This is a genomic window from Streptomyces sp. SID486 (assembly GCF_009865385.1).
Taxonomy (GTDB): domain Bacteria; phylum Actinomycetota; class Actinomycetes; order Streptomycetales; family Streptomycetaceae; genus Streptomyces.
The window spans coordinates 19648-38148 of record NZ_WWJT01000474.1; the positions used below are offsets into that span (position 1 = coordinate 19648).

Consider the following 18501-nt stretch of genomic DNA (forward strand, 5'->3'; position numbering starts at 1 on the left):
GGGGAGCGGCCGGTGGTCTACGGGCCCGTGGTCGTCGCGCGTACGGTGAGGGTCAGCGGTACCCCGCAGGCGATGCCGGCCGCTATCGCGAACACCGCGGCCCTTATGCCGGTCAGCGCGGTGCCGTCCGCCGCCTGCGGGCCGACCGCGCCGGCCAGGGCGACCAGCACCGCGAGCCCCACCGCGCCACCGACCTGGAGGCTGGTGGAGGCGAGCCCCGAGGCCACGCCCTGGTCGCCGGGCGCGACTCCGGCGGCGGCGGTGATCCACATACCGGTCCAGGCGGCCCCCTGCCCCAGGCTCAGCAGGACGATGCCCGGTAACAGCAGGGGGTACGGGCCGTGCCGTGTGAGGGCGAGACCGAGGGCGGCGGCTCCGGCCGCGCCGAGGACCATGCCGCCGACCAGCATCCGGCGTACGCCGACCAAGGCGACCGCCCGCTCCCCCGCCTGGGTGCCCGCGGCGACCACCACGGCCGGCACCAGGAAGGCGAAGCCGGTCGCGAACGCGCTGTAGCCGCGCACGGATCGGAAGTACAGGGTCAGGAAGTAGGGCAGGGAACCGAAGGTGGCGCTGTAGACCGCCGTCACCGCCATCGCCCTGACGAGCCCGCGGTGTCCGAACAGCCGCGTGGGCACGAGCGGATGACGCGACCGCGTCTCGACGAGCGCGAAAAGCGCCAGCAGGGTCAGCGAGAGCACCGCGCTCACCACGACGGACACGCCGCTCCACCCGGCCTCGGGCGCGTGCACCAGCAGGAACACCAGCAGGGCGATGCCCCCGGTCCCCGTCAGCGCGCCCGTCAGGTCGAAGCCGCGCACTCCGGTCCGCGGGGCGTCCGGGGGGAACAGCACCCAGCCCGCCCAGGCGATCGCCGCCGCCACGGGCACGTTGACGAAGAACACCGACGGCCAGCCGAACGCCTCCACCAGCACCCCGCCGAGCAGGGAGCCGAAACAGAGACCGCCGGCCCCCGCGGCTCCCCACACCGCCAAGGCCCGGTTCCGCTCGGGCCCTTCGGCGTAGATCGTGTTGATCAGGGACAGGGTGGCCGGGAACAGCAGGGCGCCGCCTATGCCCTGGACTGCGCGCACGGCGACCAGCACCGCCGGCGCCTCAGCGAACCCTCCCAGCAGCGAGGCACCCGCGTAGAGCAGCGCCGCGGCGGCGAACGTCCGGCGCCTGCCCAGCAGGTCCGTCGTCCGGCCGCCCAGCAGCAGGAAACCGCCGGTCGTCACGACGTAGGCGCTCACCACCCACTGCAGGTCGTGCCCCGAGAACCCGAGTCCGGTGCCCATGTCGGGCAGCGCCACGTAGACGATGTTGAAGTCGAGGGCGATGACCAGTTGAGCCAGCGCCAGGACGAGCAGGGGCATTCGTGCCGGCATCGCCCGGTCCCCCTCACCAGCAGAAAAGTAGAACAACGGCGATCAGATACCTGTTGTGTCGATCAGTTCGTCGAGAACCGGCGGTGCGGAAGCGCCGGTTGCTCTTCCGGGTTTTGCAGGCGGGTCACCCGTCATCCATCAGCCGCCTGACTTCTGAAACGAGTGCCACCAGTGCCCGGCGTTCCGGGACAGTCGTTTCCGGATGCCAGAGGTCCACGAGGAGACAGGTGCGCGGACGGTCGCCGCCGTTGCGCGCCGCGTGCTCGAAGGAGTAGTCGAAGAGCAGGCAGTGACCTTCCTGCCAGGCGCGGGTCTCACCGGCGACGGTGAGGCCGCACCCGTCGGGGATGTCGACGGCGAGATGCAGGTTGATGCTGAAGTTCCACAGATCACAGTGCGGAGCGATGGACGCACCGGGCAGCAGGGTCGAGAAATGGCATTCCAGGAGAGGGCAGATCTTCTCCGTGTCGACGGCGTACTCCTGGATCACCTTGTGGGCGGTGGGCACGATCGCGGCCGTTTCCGCCACCATGGCACCGTCGCGATACACGTGAAGGGCCCGCCAGTCCTCCTGCCGCATCAGGTAGTGCGCGTAGTCGGAGAACGACTCTGGGTGGGCCCTCCAGGCGGCATCCAGTTCGGCTTTGATGACCGGATGGGCGGATTCCAGAGCCGCGACGACCGGTGCCAGTTCCGGATGGGCGCGCGGCTCGTGCCACGGGGTGGCGGACAGACCCGGCAGGATCCACTTCGCCCCCCTCTGGAGCGGATGCCTCGGACCGCCTCCTCCAAGTTCCAGCATCCGTTCCACCCTGCGGAGCGATCCCGCCCCGTGCTCGCTTCTGATCCGCGCGAACGCGTGCTCTGTCTCGGGTGTCATAGGCCCTCCTGGCTGCTGCCGCGACCGCGCGTCGTACCGCGCCGTCGCATCAGTAGTCGGACGGGACACCGAGTGAGTTCCCGCCGGTTCCGGTCACTTGGCGGCACGGACGCCGGTGGCGGCGGACACGAGACGGCAGGCCCCGCGGGGGCGGTGCCACCCCCTCCCCCTGCGTCCGCGGGGACGACACCGGGCGCCAACTCCTCACCTCTGCCCAGGAGAACGGTGCCGGCGCCAACCCCTCGCCCCTGCCCACGCGAACGGTGCCGGCGCCACCCCTACGGCACTGCCCAGGGGTGGCGCCGGCCGGGTCGGCCTCAGGCCGCGGCGGTGGCCCGGGCGGGTGTACGGCGGCCGGGCGCCGCCTCCTCCGCGCTCGCATCGGCGAGTTCGGCCTCGGCGAGCAGAGCCGTGAGGGTCGTCCGGGCGCGGGCCACGCGGGACCGGACCGTGCCCACGGGGCAGCCGCCCAGCCGGGCCGTCTCCTCGTAGGACAGCCCCAGCAACTGGGTCAGGACGAACGCCTCACGACGTGTGTCGGGGAGCCTGTCCAGCAGGTCGAGGAGTGCGACGCCGTCGTCGAAGCCGGGCAGACCGCTCGGCTGGGCGTGCTCGACGGCCAGTTGCCAGTCCTGGGTGTCCGCCGTCCGGGGCCGGACGGCGGCGCGGCGGTAGCTGTCGGCGACCGCGCAGCGGGCGATGGAGAGCAGCCAGGTACGGGCCGAGGCGCGTCCCTCGAACCGGTGCAGGCTGTCCAGGGCGCGCACGAAGGTGTCCTGGGCCAGATCGTCGACGTTCTGGGGGTCGGCGCCCAAATAGGCGACGTAGCGCAGCACGTCGGCGTGCAGGGCGCGCGCGAAGCGGTCCGCCGCGTCCGGGTCACCACTTCGGGCGGCCAGCGCCCAGGTGGTTGCCGACGCGTCCGCCGAGGTCCTCCGCGTTCGCGGAGCGGGCAGGACAGAAGTGATCACGAGATGTCCTTCTCGGGTCATCCGGAGCCCGGCCCGTCGTGGGGCCACGGCTGTCCGGCGAGTGGGGTGCGGCCGTACGGGTGGTACGGCGGTGCCCGGGGCGCGCGCCGACTCGTGTGCGGGCACGCTCGGCAGGAGCGGCTTGGCGCACGGCCGGCACGGTCCTCTCAACGCCGGGCGGCGACTTGGCGCACGGCCGGCAAGGTCCTCTCAGGGCCGGGCGGCGACTTGGCGCACGGCCGGTGAGGTGCTCCGAGGCCGGGCGCGCACGCCCGCCGGGAGACGAAGAGGAGGAGAGCCCCGGTGGATCCGGCTGTCTCAGGCGACAGCGGCACCCACGGGCGGACCTCGCGAGATGATCGCGTAACCGAGAAGGAGCCGGGGCAGGGGCGGGCGGCCGGTGTCGTCGCCCCGCCGTACGGACGGACGGCACTGTGGCACGGGCAGCGCCAGCAGCATGCGCAGGGGTGCCACCAGGCGGGCGGCCATGGCCCGCAGGATGCGGAAGACCGCGCGTTCGCCGTACGCGAGCCACAGGCCGCACAGGACGGCGGCGAGCAGGTGGGCGGCGAACATGCCCAGCCCGGCGGCGCCGTCCATGCTGTGCGCGCCGTGCATGCCGGGGCCGCCGAGTGGCATGGAGCCCGCCCCCGCGTGTCCCGTGCCCGGCATGTTCATCGCGTCCATAGGCATCGCGCCCGTATGCGCGGAGCCCATGTGCGCTGACTCCATGGGCGCAGCGCCCATGTACATCGAGCCTACGTGGAGCGCGCCCACGTGCACGGCGCCCGTGTGCATGGCGCCCATGTGCATGGCGCCCATGTCATGTGCCGGGCCGGACGACGAGTGTGCCTGCGCCAGGGAGAAGGTCTCGTGGAGCGCCGTCTGCGCCGCGACCACCGCGGCCACGATCAGCGCGTGTCCGCGCTCGCGGCCGGCGAGGCACCAGCCCCCGGCGCCCGTACCGGCGGCTCCCGCCGCCATGGCCCACCAGGGCACCGGGACACCGGACATCAGCTCGTGCCCGAGGGCGGCGAGCAGCACGCAGGCGACGGCGAACACACCGGCCCGCAGCGTGCGGCACCATCCACTGACAGTCATGACTCGCCCATCTTCGCACCCGTGGCCCGGTCGTTGTCAGGGGGTACGTACGGATACGGGCCTCCGGACTCGACCGGGACGGGTGACACATGCCACACCGGTGCGGCGGGAACTCGGCGGGCCTCGGCGACGACTTCTGGCATGCGACGGCTTCTGCGCGGTTCACGGCCGATGAAGCGCATCCGGAGGACAACTGCGCTCAGAACGCGACCGTTCCAGGCCGGACCACGACGGCCGGCAGCTTCACCGGGCCACTGCGGCTGAACGTCAGGGTGAAGGAGACGAGGTCTCCCGCACGCCACTGACCGGCCGGGACGGCCACGGTCAGATCGACTCCGTGAGGCGACATGGAAAGGCTCTCCCCCGCCCCTATCCCGACCGAGTCGACTGGGATCCGGTAGGCCGTCGCGCCGCTCCCCATGCGGTGGCCGCTCAGGTGGACGCCACCGGGCGCGCCGGACGACGTGACGCCCACCAGCCGGTCGGAAGAGCCGCCCTCGTTGGTGATGCGGAAGAAGGCGGCCGTCTCGGCGGACCCGGCGATCGGGAGGAGCACCCGTCCTTCGGTGACGCGTACGCGGGGCGGGCTGCCGGCGTTGCCCGTGCCGACCCAGGCCGTCAGCGCCGCCAGGGCCACGCTCGACGCGGCGACGGGCACGAGCGCGGCGAGCAGGCTGTCGGTCAGCCGCCGGCGCTCGGCGAGCCGGGCGGACAGGCGGACGAGGAGTCCGGTCACCGGTGACCACCCCCCTGCTCCCGCCGCCCGGGTGCCGGGGCGGTCCGCGGCTGCCAGGCCCGCAGGCGCAGGCTGTTGCCCACGACCAGGACCGAGCTGGCCGACATGGCGGCCGCGGCCACCATGGGGGTGAGCAGACCGGCCATGGCGAGCGGCACGGTGACGACGTTGTAGCCGAAGGCCCAGGCCAGGTTGGTCCTGATCGTGCCGAGTGTGCGCCGGGCGAGCCGGACGGCGTCCCCCAGGGCCTCGATGTCGCCGCTCACGAGCGTCAGGTCGGCCGCCCCGATGGCCACGTCCGTACCGCTGCCCATGGCGATGCCCAGATCGGCGGCGGCGAGTGCGCCGGCGTCGTTCACGCCGTCGCCGACGACCGCGACCCGGCCGCCCCCGTCCCGCAACCGCCGTACCAGGGCGGCCTTGTCCTCGGGCGTGCAGCGGGCGTGCACGTCGTCGATGCCCAGTGTGCCGGCCACGGCCTCGGCGGGTGCCTCGCGGTCGCCGGTGGCGAGCACCGGGCGGATCCCGAGCCTGCGCAGCCGGTCGACGGCACGGTAGCTGCCGGGCCGCACGGCGTCCCCGACCTCGATCAGTGCCTGTGCCACGCCGTCCACGCGGACGAGCACCGCAGTGTGCGCGGCCCGTTCGGCGGCGGTGAGGGCGTCGGCCAGCTCGGCCGGCAACGCGCCGTCGGGCACCAGCACCTCCACCGTACGGCCGGCCACGCGGCCGCGGACCCCCTGGCCCGGCGTGGCCGTGAAGTCCTGCACGGCAGGCAGCGGCTGCTCGGGGGCCGAACGCCGGGCGTGTGTGGTGACGGCGCGCCCGAGGGGGTGCTCCGAGCCCTGCTCCACCGCACCGGCCAGGCGCAGCACCGCCTCCCGGCCGAGCCCGTCCGGGGCGGCCGTGACCCGTGCGACGGTCATGTGACCGCTGGTCAGCGTGCCCGTCTTGTCCAGGACGACCGTGTCGATGTGCTGGAGTGCCTCCAGCGTCCGCGGACCGCTGACCAGCACGCCGAGCTGGGCTCCGCGGCCCGTGGCGGCCATGAGGGCGGTGGGCGTGGCCAGACCGAGAGCGCACGGGCAGGCCACGACGAGTACGGCCACGCATGCCGTGACCGCCGCCTGCGGGTCGGCCCCGGCCCCGAGCCAGAAGCCGAGCGTGGTCACGGCCAGGGTCAGCACGACGGGTACGAAGACACCGGCGGTGATGTCGGCGAGCCGCTGTGCCCGCGCCTTGCCCGCCTGGGCCTCCGTCACCAGGCGGGTGATCCGGGCCAGTCGGGTGTCGGCCCCGACCGCCGTGGCGCGCACGACCAGCAGACCGCCGGCGTTGACCGCACCGCCGGCCAGCGCCGAACCGGGTACCACCTCGACGGGGTCGCTCTCGCCGGTGACGAGCGAGAGGTCCACGGCGGAGCTGCCCTCCACCACGCGGCCGTCGGTGGCGACCCGTTCACCGGGACGCACGACGAAGACCTGCCCCACCCGCAGCCGCCCGACGGGGACCGAGCGTTCACCCTGCCCGTCGCGTACGCACACCTCCTTGGCGGCCAGTTCGGCGAGCGAGCGGAGGGCCGCTCCGGTCCCCCGCCTGGCCCGCGCCTCCAGATGGCGTCCCGTCAGCACGAACAGCGGGACTCCGACCGCGGCTTCCAGGTAGACGTGCGCGGCGCCGTCCGACGCGGACGGCAGCAGGCTGAAGGGCATCCGCATGCCGGGGACGCCCGCTCCGCCGAAGAACAGCGCGTACGCCGACCAGGCGAAGGAGGCCACGACGCCGAGCGAGACGAGCGTGTCCATGGTGGCCGTGGAGTGGCGCAGTCCGCGCACCGTTCGGGTGTGGAAGGGCCAGGCGCTCCACACCGCGACCGGGGCCGCGAGCACGAAGCACAGCCACTGCCAGTCGCGGAACTGCAGGGCCGGGACCATGGACAGCACCAGGACGGGGACGGCGAGCAGCGCCGTGACGACGAGCCGTTCGCGTTCCTGCCGGCCGGCCGTCCCCGCCCCGTCCGCGCCGCCCGCCGTTCCGGCGCCCGGCGTTCCGGCGCCCGCCGTTCCGTCGTCCGGCGTCTCGTGGCGGCCCACGGGCGCGGGGGGCTCGGGCAGCGCCGCCGTGTACCCCGCCTGTACGACGGCGGCGACGAGGTCGTCCGGTGGGACGTGCGCCGGATGGCTGACACGGGCGCGCCCGGTGGCCAGGTTGACGGTCGCCGTGACCCCGTCGAGCTTGCCGAGCCTCTTCTCCACCCGCCGTACGCAGGCGGCGCACGTCATACCGCCGACCGTCAGGTCCGTGACGGCGGGCGCGGTGGCCGGTCCGGCGCCCATCACTCGCCGCCGCCGTGCATCCCGGCCATGCCACCCATGCCGCCGCCGTCCCCGCCGCCAGGGCCGTCCCCGCCGCCGCCGTCGTCCCCACCGCCGTCGTCCCCGCCGCCGCTCGTGCCGCCAGCCGTTCCGGTGCCGTCCGGAGTGCCGTGCATACCGGGTGCCACCGGCCCGGCGGCCGATCCCACGGCGTAGGACACCGAGAAGACCAGCACCAGCAGCACCACGAAGCCGCAGAGGGCGGGCGGGGGCGTCGGTGTGCGGGCCATGAGGCCCGCGATGCGGGAGGGGTGTCGGGACTGGGCCATGTCCGGCCTTCCTGGTCGCGTCGAACCGTCGTACGGCGGGGAGCGTGTCCCTGCCGTACCGCTCAGAAGTCGGACGGATCGAGGGCCGGGTTCCGGTACCGGGTCATGGCGTACGCCACAGGGCGCACGAGCGCTCAGACCGCCGGCCGTGGCGCTGTGGCGTGCGTAGCGCACCACGAGGCATGTAGATGCACGCTGAATCAATTGCCCGGCCGCGAGATCCGGCGGCCCTCCCCTGGTCACGGCCCGTTCGCGTGCACGGCGGCGCGATCGGGTGCACGCTGGCCGTGGAGGCGTCTCGAAGGGGTTCGTGCGGAGCGGACGTCGTGAGCCGGCCGCGCACGTCAGGGTGAGAAACGTGATCACTTCCGGAGGACACGCGTTCCCCGCCGCCTGGGAGGAGCACTCATGGGTTCCCGTCCGTCGCCGTCACGCGGCCCGCGCGATCCGGCCCTCGTCGGCCAGACCCTTGTCGTCATCGGGGGCAGCGCGGGCATCGGGCTGGCGACGGCCCGGCTCGCCCGTGCCGAGGGCGCGTCGGTGGTCCTCACCGGGCGGGACCCCGAACGGCTGCGTACCGCGGCCACGGAGGTCGAGGCGATCAGCGCCTCCGCCTTCGACGCCGGCGACCCGGCGCGACTGCGCCGGTTCTTCGAGGAGTTGCCCGTACCGGTCGACCACGTGCTGGTCACGGCCGGGCGCCCGTCCTACGGACGGCTGCTGGACATGGACGCCGAACAGGCGCGCGAGGCGATGAGCGGACATGTCACGCTCGCGCTGGAGGTCGCGCGGCACGTCGCCGGCAGGGTGCGGCCGGGTGGCACACTGCTGCTCCTGGGCGGTACGGGCGCCCGGCGGGTCCGGGCCGGCCTCGGCACCGCTCCCGCGGTCACCGCCGGTCTCGCGCTGGAGCTCGCGCCGGTCCGGGTCAACCTGATCGCGGCCGGGTTCGTCGACACGCCGCTGTCGGCCAGGCTCCTCGGTGACGGACTCGACGCCCGCCGTGAGGAACTGCGCGCGACGCTGCCGATCGGCCGCGTCGTCGTGGCGGACGACGTCGCCGCCCTCGCCGTTCACCTCATGACCAACACGGCACTCACCGGCGCGACCTACGACATCGACGGCGGCCAGCAGTTCGTGGGCTGAGAGCGAAGGGGAACGGCTTGCTCTGGTTCTCCTCGGAGACGGAGGACAGTCGTTCTCCTCGGCGTCGGAGGACAGTTGTACTCCTCGGTGTCGACAACAGTCGCGGGGCAGTGGCGCGCCACCCAGCAGGAATAGCCCGGGAGCACCCTCTGTTGCCGCGAGCATGACCACACAGGAACTCCATGCCGAAGTACTGCGATACACCGCCTTCTCCAGCGATCCCGGCGGCGGGAATCCTGCCGGGGTCGTTCTCGACGCCTCCGGCCTGGACGACGGCGACATGCTGGCCATAGCCGCCGACCTCGGATACTCGGAGTCCGCGTTCCTGACCGCGCCTCCCGAGGGCCTGGCCGGCGACGGCGACGGCGACGGCGACGGCGACGGCGACGGGCGGGCTTACACCATCCGGTACTTCAGCCCCAAGGCCGAGGTGTCTTTCTGCGGTCACGCCACCGTCGCGGCCGCCCTCGCCCTCGCCGAACGGGCGGGCCCCGGCAAGCTCCTGTTCGCCACACGCGCCGGCACCGTGCCGGTGGAGGTCGCCGAGGACGGCGGAACGCTCCGGGCCACGCTCACCAGTGTCGAACCGCGCGTCGAGGAGGCCACCGGTGCCGACGTCGACGAGGCACTCGCCGCGCTCGGCTGGCCCGAGGCCGATCTCGACCCGGCCCTCCCGCCCCGTATCGCGTTCGCCGGCGCCCGCCACCTCGTGCTCGCCGCGGCGACACGGGCCCGTCTCGCGGACCTCGCGTACGACTTCGCACGCCTCGAAGCCCTGATGCACCGCCTGGACCTGACCACGGTCCAGCTGGTGTGGCGGGAGTCGGCCACCGTCTTCCACGTCCGTGACCCGTTCCCTGTCGGCGGTGTCGTGGAGGACCCGGCGACCGGTGCCGCGGCCGCCGCGTTCGGCGCGTACGCCCGCGAGCTGGGCCTGGTGGCCGACGACGCGGTCCTGACCCTGCACCAAGGTGAGGACCTGGGCCGTCCCGGGGAACTCACGGTGACGCTGCGGGCGGGTGACCCGCGCGTCCGGGTCAGCGGCACGGGGACGCGTATCAGCTGAGGCGCGGGCCCTCACGGGAGGGCGGACGCGAGCGTCCCGCTCGTCTCCGCCCTGTCCCGAGCAGGCCGTCCCGACGGTGAACCAGCGCGTCCTGCAAGCCACTTGATGCGGTTACCTTGGACGGGCGATGACTCCTGACGACACGCAGCCGAGCACTCCCGGCCAGGGCGCCGCCACCCCGCACACCCCGCGGCGCGCCGCCGCGCAGCCACCCGAAGCGCGGGCGCCGGGCCGGACCTCGGCCCCGGAGGTGATCGAGGGCGCCGCCGCGCATCTGCTCGCCCTCCTGCACGGCGACCAGCCGGACACCTCGGCCGAGCACCTCGCCTCGTGGCGCATCGCCTCCGCCTTCACCGAGCTGGAGGTCACCCTCACCGAACTCGGCCGCTCCCGCAGGCGCCGGATCCAGGCCGAGATCAGCGCGTTCGGCGAGACCAAGAGCGCCGCGGCGTGGGCGGCGGACCCTCGCTTCGCCGTGACGGCGCAGACGCTGGTCCAGCGCATCGCGTCCGGCATGCGTGTCACCGACGCGCTCACGCTTCCGGTCACCAGGACCCGCAAGCCCGAGGAACGGGCCTCGTTGCAGGTGCAGCTCCTCGATCTGCTGCGCACCGGGGACGCCGACCTGCCGCAGGTGCGGGACAAGTTGGGCATCCCGGCCTCCACGCTGTCCTCCTGGATGCGCAACAACCCGGCCTTCAAGGCCGCCGTCGCCCAGGCCGGCGCGCACGGCACCACCCGCGCCCAGCAGGCCGTTCTCGCCCGGATCCGGATGGGGTCGACGCTGGCCGGTGCGGCGCAGCACACGGGAGTGCATCCGCACCGCATCGCCGCCTGGCGGCGCGACGATCCGGTGTTCGCCCGCACCCTGCAGACGGCGCTCGGCCGCGGCCGGGAGCCGCGGCGGCAGAGCCCACCGGGGCCCCGGCGACAGGGCTGACAAACCGGCGCGCCGCACGGTCCGCCCGCCTCGGCGAGATCCTCGTCACCCGGGTCCGGCCGACCCGGCGACTCCGTCGCCGGGAGCTGCTCCTCAGCCGCGCGGAGCGGTGCGACACGCCCGTGACCAGTCCAAACCTGTATTCGGCCAAAGTTTCGGCGGCGCGAGTGGAGCCGCCGAGGCGTCTCGGCAGGGTATTTGGACGAAAAAACTGAACATACGGCTACAAAGAGGACGGGCTCTAGTGGATCTTGAGGGCTCGGTTTCCGGACGCCGGGCCCTCGTCACGCTTTGCATCCGAACAGCCGTCACAGAGCATGTTCGTGATGTTGCGTCACCTGGTGTCGCTGAGCACACCGCTCACGTTCAGCACCTCGTGGCACTCCTGGGCACGACGGCCCGTGGCGGGTGTGCCCGGCTTCGCGCAGGTGACCTCGGCGGTCACGGTGTCGTTCTCGGTGATCCTGATGGGGGTGACCCAGTGATAGTCCTGATTCCGGAAGGTCTCCAGCGCGATCGTCGTGATCTTGCGTTCTCCGAACTTGAAGGTGAGCACACCTTCGTCGCCCTGGAAGTTGGCCACGACGATGTCGGTGACGCCGAACACCTTGCCCTTGGGCACCGTGTACGTGCCGGTCTTGTCCGACCCGCCGGCGGTCTGCAGGTCGATGGTGGCGGAACTCTGCTGACCACCGCCCGCCGCGCCACCGCCGCCGGTGTCGCCGCCGTTGCCGCCACCGGTGCTGCCGCCGTTGCCGTCGGTCCCCGTGCCGGGGCCCGTGCCCGGCTGTGTGCCCGTACCGCCGCCGGTGCCACCGCCGGTGCCCTGACCGGGCTGGTCCGGGCTGCCGGGGGTCGGGCGCGGCTGGACGACCTCGTCGGCCGCCTCCTTGGCCGCGCTGCGCACGGCCGGCCGTACCAGGGTGAACCAGGCCAGCAGCAGGGCGAGCAGGGCGGCCAGCACGGCGAGCAGCCACTTCGGGAAGACCGGGATCTGGACGAACTCGGCGTCCAGCGTCGTGCGGACGGACCCGGCCTCGGTCCGCTCCCGCTGTTCGGCGTCCTCACCCGTCTCGGCCGCGGTCACGGTGAACGGCCAGACCACGGGACTGCCGAACCACACCGGCTTGCCGGTGCGCACCCGCAGGCCCACCTCCACGGACTCGCCCGGTTCCAGCTGCCGGGTCGCCGGCCGGAACGCGAAGGCCAGCTCCTCCCCCGGCTGCCCGGGCGTGAAGCCCAGCCGCACCGGGCAGTTGCCCTCGTTGCGCAGGGCCAGGCGGTACCGGCCGCGCAGCCAGCCGCGGCGGCGCCGGGGCGCCAGCTCGGCGCGCAACTGCCGGAACTCCTCGATGTGCACCGTGGTCTCGGGCACCCGCACCGCCTCGGGGTGCTCCGTGGGCAGCACCCTTACGGCGAGGGGCACTTCGCCGGCCCGTATCTCGGGCGAGCGCGGCGGCTCCAGACGGATCGTCACCGTCTCGGAGGTCCCGGGGTAGAGGGAGACGCGCGCCGGCTCCACCGTGGCCCAGGGCGCGCAGTCGCCGACCACCTCCAGACCGTATGCCTCGACGATGTCGCTGTCGTTGCGGACCGTCAGGGTGGTGGTGGCGATGGCGCCCGGCGTCACCGACACCGCGGGGATGTCGAGACCGGGTGCGCCAGGGCTGGGAGAGGCTGCTGGAGACGTCACACGGTGACGGTATGACGCGGCCCCGCCCCCGCGGAGAGGCGCGAGGGCAAGGCGCCGGGCAGCGCCGGTTCCCCGGACAGCTCTCGCCGGCTCCCGGCCGGACGCGCCACGGCTCCCGGCCGCACCCGCGGATTCCCGGCCGCACGCCCCGCCGCTCCCCGTCGCACCCGCGGTTTCCCGACCGGACGCCCCGCTGCCCCCGGCCGCGCCCGCCGGCCACGGGGCAGACCCGCCGTCTCCCCCGACCCCGCTCGCCGACCACCGGAGGGACACCGCCTTGCCGCGACCGCACTCACCGACCACCGGCCGGACCCGCCGCCGCTTCCGACAGACGGTGGCGGGGCGACGGGCACCGCCGCCCTCAGCCGCCCGCCGAGTTCCACCGCACGATCCGCCGTCCTCCCGACGCGCTTCACGAAAAAGGCTACTGACGACCATGACCTGCCCTCAGGCGAACAGCCCCGCCGCGTCCGCACCCCACTCCTCCGCCGCGCACACGGCCACCCACCCGAACCGCTGGTCGGCGTCCGCCGACCGCCCCAGGCGGGTGTCCGTCACTGTCTATGCCCCCGATCCCGTGCTTCACGTCGGCATCGTCCACCAATTGCGCCAGCGCCCGGAGATAGATCTGGTCGACGACACCGGCGCGGGCGGTGCCGAGGTGTCGCTGGTGGCCGTGGACACCGTGGACGACGAGGCGTCCGCCCTGCTGAACCGGCTGCGTCACAACCCCGGCACCCGCACCGGACTCGTGGTCGGCACGTTCGAGTCGGGGGACGCGCTGCAGCGGGCGATCGAGTCCGGTGTCGCGGCCGTGCTGCGGCGCGCCGAGGCCGACCAGGACCGGCTGCTGAACCTGGTCCTGGCGATCGCCAACGGTGAGGGCGTGCTTCCCGGCGATCTGCTGGCCAAACTCCTCACGCACGTGGGCAGTCTGCAGCGTTCGGCCCTGGACCCCCGCGCCGCGTCGCTGTCCACCCTGACCCCGCGCGAGGCGGAGATGCTGCGCCTGGTGGCCGAGGGGCTGGACACGGGTGAGATCGCCCGCAAGACCGCGTATTCCGAACGGACCGTCAAGAACGTGCTGCACGAGGTCATCACGCGTCTGCAGCTGCGCAATCGAGCCCATGCCGTCGGTTACGCCCTGCGCAACGGGCTGATCTGACCGAGCGGTTCGCGGCCCGGGGCCCGTCGGCCGCCCCTGCCGCTGCCCGAAAGCCCACTCGGCGCTTCCCCCGGATGCGTCCCGCGGGCCCTGCCGCTGCGGCGGCGCCGGCACCGAGGATGGCGAGCGTATGTGCGAAGGCGGTGAGCGGACTGTGAGGTGGGCCGTGACAGGCACGGACGGATCCGGCGGGTGGCGAGACCGCCTCGGGCGGATCGGCATGTCGTTGCTGTTGCTGGTGCCCCTGCTCGCGCTGACCGCCGCCTCCGGGCCCGGTACGGCCGAGGCGGGGCCCCGGGTCGCCGACAGCGCGGACACCCGGATCGCGTACGCGGGCACCCGGCACCGCAGCCTGGGACGCGTGGACAGCACCGGCACCACCTCCAGCACCCCGCTGTTCGGTGCCGGGCCGACCCACTTCGACGTACAGCCCTCTGCGCTCGGGGACCGGTTGGTGTTCGCCAGCCGGCGCGACGAGAGGAAGCCGCAGATCTACCTGCGGGCCCCCGACGGCTCCGTGCTCCGGCTGACCAGCGGCCGCGACGCGGCGCACCCGCGGCTGACCCCGGACGGCAAGGCGGTCGTGTTCGACTCGGCCGAACCCCGCGCCGGCGGCGGCACCCAGCGCGACCTGTGGCTGGTGCGCACCGACGGCACCGGCCTGACCCGGCTGACCGACACCCCCGCGAACGAGGAGTGCCCGACCGTCTCGCCGGACGGGCAGCGCCTTGCGTACTCCGGTGACGCGGACCCGGTCGTGGGGCAGCAGATCTACGTACGCCCCCTCGCGGGCGGGGCGGCGAACCGCGTCACCGACCCGGCGAACGGAACGGCGAGCGAGCCGGCCTGGAACCCGGTGGACGACGAGGAGAACCGGGACGTCATCGCGTACACGGCCACCGCCGACGGCGTGCCCCGGCTGCGCTGGACCAACGGCAGCACGGGCGGCGGCGGGCCGCTGCTGGCCGGTACGCAGGCCGACTGGCGGACCCACGGGGCAGCGTGGCTGCCCGACGGGGACGGTGTGCTGTTCCTCAGCCAGGACCGCCCCTGCACCTGCGAGGGCAACTGGAACCACGTGTTCCAGGTGCCGGCCCACTCCGACAAGGCCCCCGCTCTCGTCCTGAGCGAGGACCGCGAGATCGAGACCGTCACCTGGCTCGGCCCGCAGACCGGCGGCACGGCCGTCGTGGACCGTACGACCGCCCCCGGGCCGCACGGGCCGAACGTGGTGACGCTCCAGGACATCCGCATGGACGGCGCCGACCCGCGCGACCTCGGCCAGACGATCCTCAAGGAGGATCCGGCGGCCGACACCAACACCGACCCGGCCAAGGACCCGCTGTTCCAGCCGGGCGCCACGTTCGACCCGTGGACCGAGCGGCAGAACTACACGCCCGACGGCCGCCGGCTGGTCTTCACCCGCTTCGAGGGCCCGGACAGCGCACGGATCGAACGGATCCTGCTCGCCGACGCCGACGGCACGAACGCGCAGGCCCTCCCGCCGGCCGGGGGCGGGCCACGGGACTGGGACACCGACCCGACCTTCTCCCCCGACGGCAGCTCGCTGGCCTTCACCCGGACGTCGCCCGGCGGCACCGGGGGCACGGCCGGCCCCAGCCGCGTGCTGATCGCGAATGTCGCCAGCGGTGAGATCCGCGGTGAGATCACTCCGCCCGCCGGGCAGGCCCAGGGCAGCGACGCCCAGCCCACCTGGTCCTCGGACGGTACGACCCTGGCCTTCACCCGCACCCAGGTGATCGACGGGAACGGCGGCAACAAGCACATCTGGACCGTGCCGGTGGACCACCTGGACCAGCAGCGCGATCTGAGCGCCGCGAACTGCCCCGGTGCCTGCGACGTCATCGACGACAGCCCGGCGTTCTCGCCCGACGGCCGGACGATCGCCTTCAACCGCAAGAACGGCGGCGCCCGCGTCGACGAACACAACGGGATGCTGCTCACCTCGCTGTCCGGCACCGACTGCCGCGTCCTGCTGCCCGCCGCCGCACGCGATCTGCCCGGTGCCTGTGGCCGGGAGCTGCCGGACACCTCGGTCACCGGCCCCTTCCAGCCCCGCGACGCCGCCTGGACCGCCGACGGCGAGCACCTGGTGTTCAGCGCGCGTGCCGCGCTGCCCGTCAACAGCCCGGAGAAACTGAACCTGGTGGACGTCGGCACGGGCGAGCTGACACCGCTCACCGGCGAGCTGCCGGGACGGCAGAAGGAGCCGAGCGTACGGCAGTCCGTGGACCTCACGGTGCAGGCACCGGACACCTCCCAGGACATCGTCGTCGGCCGCACCGGCACCGTCCGGATCGACGTCGTCAACCACGGGCCGGCCGCCTCCCCGGGCACCCGGCTCACCGTCGCCCCGCCCACCGGTGTCACCGTCACCGGGCTGACCGCGCCCGGCGGCACCTGCGACCCCCGCGGCCTGACCTGCGACCTGGGCGTGGTGCCCCCAGGGGACACCGTCCCGGTGACCGTCACGCTCACCGGTGTGACACCGGGCGACCAGCCCGTCGACTGGTCGGTCACCGGCGCCGTCATCGACCCGAACCCCAGCGACAACGCCGACCGCACGGTCGTACCGGTACGGGAGGCGCCGGCTCCGCCCGACCCGTCGCCCAGTCCGACGCCGACGCACACCGTGACACCCCCGAAGCCGCCGACCACCCCGCCGCCACCGCCACCGCCGCCGTCGGAGCCGCCCGCCCCGAAGGCGGGCCCGGGGGTGCGCGTCACCGCGCAGCCGAACCCCGGCTACGTCGGCGGGCGCGTCGTGGTCACCTACACCGTGCGCAACGGCCGCAACGCGCTGGCCACCGGCCTGCGGCTGCGCATCGGACTGCCCGCGAACGTGCCGAACAACGGCCCGCCCGCCGGCTGCGACACGAGCTGGGTGTGCGCGCTGCCCGACCTGGCTCCCGGCGCACGCACCGTGCTCCAGGTCGTGCTCTCTCCCGACAAGGCCCTCACCGCGCGGGTGACCGGCCGGCTGACGACCACCGGCACGGACGCCGACCTCGGCGACAACTCCGCCCGGCAGCGGCTGCGCGTCCTGCAGCCGCGGATCGTCGCGGTACCGCCGATCGGCAAGCCCGGCTTCGTGACGTCCGTACGCGGCAAGGACTTCCCGCCGGGCGTGCCGGTGCGGTTCCGCTGGAAGCCGGGCATCACCGCCGCCGCGGCGCCGACGGTGCCGAAGCCGGACGGCACGTTCATCGGCCAGCTGCTGATCCTCACCAAGGACCAGACCGGTCCGCGCACCATCACCGCGAGCGGTCCCGGCTTCTCGCCGGTGAAGACGGACTTCCTGGTCGTCAACGGCAGTGTCCAGCCGCCCGACGAGGTGACCCGCCGATGATCCACGAGGTCGACGAGGCACTGCGCCGGCTGCTCGACGAGTCCGGGCTCGCCGCCTCGGGCGTCGAGATCGTCTTCGACGCGCCGACGAGCGACTGGGCGGCACGCCGCAGCGCCCCCACCGTCTGTGTGTTCCTGTACGACATCCGCGAGGACAACTCGCGCCGCAACAGCAGCGCGGGCGAGATCTACGACGAGGACGGCTTCGTCGTCGCCCGGCGCTCCCCGGCGCGCTGGTTCGAGCTGACGTACCTGGTCACGGCGTGGGCGAGCCGCCCGCAGGACGAACACCGGCTGCTGTCGCAGGTGCTGGCCCGCCTGGTGTCCGTCGACACCCTCGGTCCGCATCTGCTGACGGGTTCGCTCGCCGAACTCGGCCTGATCGTGGGGCTGGACGCGGGCGGCACCGGGCTGGAGGCGCCGGCCGCCTCCGACGTGTGGTCCGCACTCGGCGGTGAGCTGAAGCCCTCGCTCGGGGTACGGGTGCGGGCGCCGCTGGCCGGTGTCGAGCGGGCCGCCGCACCGCCGGTGACCGAGGGGCTGGTCGTACGTTCCGTGCCACGGTCCCTGCCGGACGAACCGGAGTCGGCCCGCCGCCTGCGCTACACCGAGGTCGGCGATCCGGGACCTGAGGGTTTCGGCGGTACGAGGGAACGGCGTCCCGCGCCCGCGCGCCGCCGGCGACGAGGGGACCGGCAGCCGTGACGTACACCGCGGAGCCCACGGCACCGGCCCAGACGGACACCGGCACCACGCCCTACCTGTGGCGGCGGCTGCAGACCGTGGAGGAGCGGGTGCGGAAGGCCGTGGCCGCACGGCGGGCCGTCGACCCGGCCCCGGACGACCCCTACCGGGGGCAGTACCTGACCCCCGACGCGGCCGAGCGGCTCCTCGACGAGCCGGGCGGGCCCGGACTGCCTGCGCTGCCGTCCGCCGAGCCGCCGTCCGGCTCGCTCCTCGACCGGCTCGCCCGGGACTTCGGCCTGTCACCGCTGGACGTGGACCTCCTGCTGGTCGCCGTGGCACCCGACCTGGACGCCCGCTTCGAGCGGCTCTACGGCTACCTGAACGACGATCTGACGCGCCGCCGGCCCACAGTCGGGCTCGCCCTCGAACTGTGCGGGCACTCCGGGGTGTCGCCGGGCAGGTTCCGGCTCTCCCCCGGCGCGCCCCTGCTCGCGGGCGGCCTGCTGGAGGTGGTGGAGGCGCAACTGCCGCCGCTGTCACGGGTGCTGGCCGTGCCCGACCGGGTCACCGCCCACCTGCTGGGCGACACCGCGCCCGACGCGCGGCTGAGGGAGGTGCTCGGCGAGGACACCGTCGACCCGGCCGCCGACCCCGAGCTGGTCCGGCGGGCCGCCGCGGCGTCCGCCGGCGGCACCGGTCATGTGCACCTGCGGGC

Annotated in this window: 13 protein-coding genes and 2 pseudogenes; 7 read left to right on the forward strand and 8 right to left on the reverse strand. The window is 73.9% G+C overall.

Annotated elements, in window-relative coordinates:
* Nucleotides 1-17 precede the first annotated feature (17 nt).
* From GT045_RS22435 to GT045_RS39030, 7 genes are all read right to left on the reverse strand, one after another.
* Nucleotides 18-1388 carry an MFS transporter gene (locus tag GT045_RS22435; RefSeq protein ID WP_237538786.1) on the reverse strand — a complete coding sequence of 457 codons (1371 nt, stop codon included), beginning with the start codon at nt 1386-1388 and terminating at the stop codon, nt 18-20.
* 124 nt (nt 1389-1512) lie between these two features.
* Nucleotides 1513-2268 carry an aspartyl/asparaginyl beta-hydroxylase domain-containing protein gene (locus tag GT045_RS22440; RefSeq protein WP_161289397.1) on the reverse strand — a complete coding sequence of 252 codons (756 nt, stop codon included), beginning with the start codon at nt 2266-2268 and terminating at the stop codon, nt 1513-1515.
* 317 nt (nt 2269-2585) lie between these two features.
* Nucleotides 2586-3239, reverse strand: a complete 654-nt coding sequence (locus tag GT045_RS22445; RefSeq protein ID WP_345942722.1) for a sigma-70 family RNA polymerase sigma factor — start codon at nt 3237-3239, stop codon at nt 2586-2588.
* 318 nt (nt 3240-3557) lie between these two features.
* Complete coding sequence (locus GT045_RS22450) at nt 3558-4340, reverse strand: hypothetical protein (protein WP_161335234.1); 783 nt, start codon at nt 4338-4340, stop codon at nt 3558-3560.
* A 199-nt stretch (nt 4341-4539) separates the two neighbouring features.
* Nucleotides 4540-5076 (reverse strand): copper chaperone PCu(A)C, encoded by a 537-nt coding sequence (locus GT045_RS22455; RefSeq protein WP_161294103.1) that lies wholly within the window; start codon nt 5074-5076, stop codon nt 4540-4542.
* Nucleotides 5073-7412 (reverse strand): heavy metal translocating P-type ATPase, encoded by a 2340-nt coding sequence (locus GT045_RS22460; RefSeq protein ID WP_161335235.1) that lies wholly within the window; start codon nt 7410-7412, stop codon nt 5073-5075. Before GT045_RS22460 ends, GT045_RS22455 begins: the two co-directional genes overlap by 4 nt.
* Nucleotides 7412-7720: a hypothetical protein gene (locus GT045_RS39030; protein WP_202528717.1), complete on the reverse strand. Its 309-nt coding sequence runs from the start codon at nt 7718-7720 to the stop codon at nt 7412-7414. Before GT045_RS39030 ends, GT045_RS22460 begins: the two co-directional genes overlap by 1 nt.
* Nucleotides 7721-8128: 408 nt before the next feature.
* On the opposite strand from GT045_RS39030, the gene GT045_RS22465 reads away from it, so the two are divergent.
* The 3 genes from GT045_RS22465 to GT045_RS22475 all read left to right on the forward strand — a co-directional run bounded on the left by GT045_RS22465 (nt 8129) and on the right by GT045_RS22475 (nt 10872).
* Nucleotides 8129-8866 (forward strand): SDR family oxidoreductase, encoded by a 738-nt coding sequence (locus GT045_RS22465; RefSeq protein ID WP_161335236.1) that lies wholly within the window; start codon nt 8129-8131, stop codon nt 8864-8866.
* 163 nt (nt 8867-9029) lie between these two features.
* The gene (locus GT045_RS22470; RefSeq protein WP_161335237.1) at nt 9030-9932 is read left to right on the forward strand and encodes a PhzF family phenazine biosynthesis isomerase; all 903 of its coding nucleotides are present in this window, start codon (nt 9030-9032) and stop codon (nt 9930-9932) included.
* A 127-nt stretch (nt 9933-10059) separates the two neighbouring features.
* Nucleotides 10060-10872: a hypothetical protein gene (locus GT045_RS22475; RefSeq protein ID WP_161294107.1), complete on the forward strand. Its 813-nt coding sequence runs from the start codon at nt 10060-10062 to the stop codon at nt 10870-10872.
* A 334-nt stretch (nt 10873-11206) separates the two neighbouring features.
* Here the strand turns inward: GT045_RS22475 and GT045_RS22480 are convergent, their stop codons facing one another.
* Nucleotides 11207-12565, reverse strand: coding sequence for a hydrolytic protein (locus GT045_RS22480; protein WP_345942723.1), 1359 nt, complete (start codon nt 12563-12565; stop codon nt 11207-11209).
* 544 nt (nt 12566-13109) lie between these two features.
* Between GT045_RS22480 and GT045_RS22485 the strand changes: the two are divergent.
* The 4 genes and pseudogenes from GT045_RS22485 to GT045_RS22500 form a co-directional block, all read left to right on the forward strand.
* Nucleotides 13110-13730: pseudogene (locus tag GT045_RS22485) on the forward strand (response regulator transcription factor); the annotation flags it as partial.
* Nucleotides 13731-13950: 220 nt separating this feature from the next.
* Complete coding sequence (locus tag GT045_RS22490) at nt 13951-17100, forward strand: DUF11 domain-containing protein (RefSeq protein WP_161335238.1); 3150 nt, start codon at nt 13951-13953, stop codon at nt 17098-17100.
* The gene (locus GT045_RS22495) at nt 17097-17804 is read left to right on the forward strand and encodes a DUF4255 domain-containing protein (RefSeq protein WP_161287570.1); all 708 of its coding nucleotides are present in this window, start codon (nt 17097-17099) and stop codon (nt 17802-17804) included. Before GT045_RS22490 ends, GT045_RS22495 begins: the two co-directional genes overlap by 4 nt.
* A pseudogene (locus tag GT045_RS22500) lies at nt 17801-18501 on the forward strand (ATP-binding protein); the annotation flags it as partial. The gene GT045_RS22495 and the pseudogene GT045_RS22500, both read left to right, overlap by 4 nt.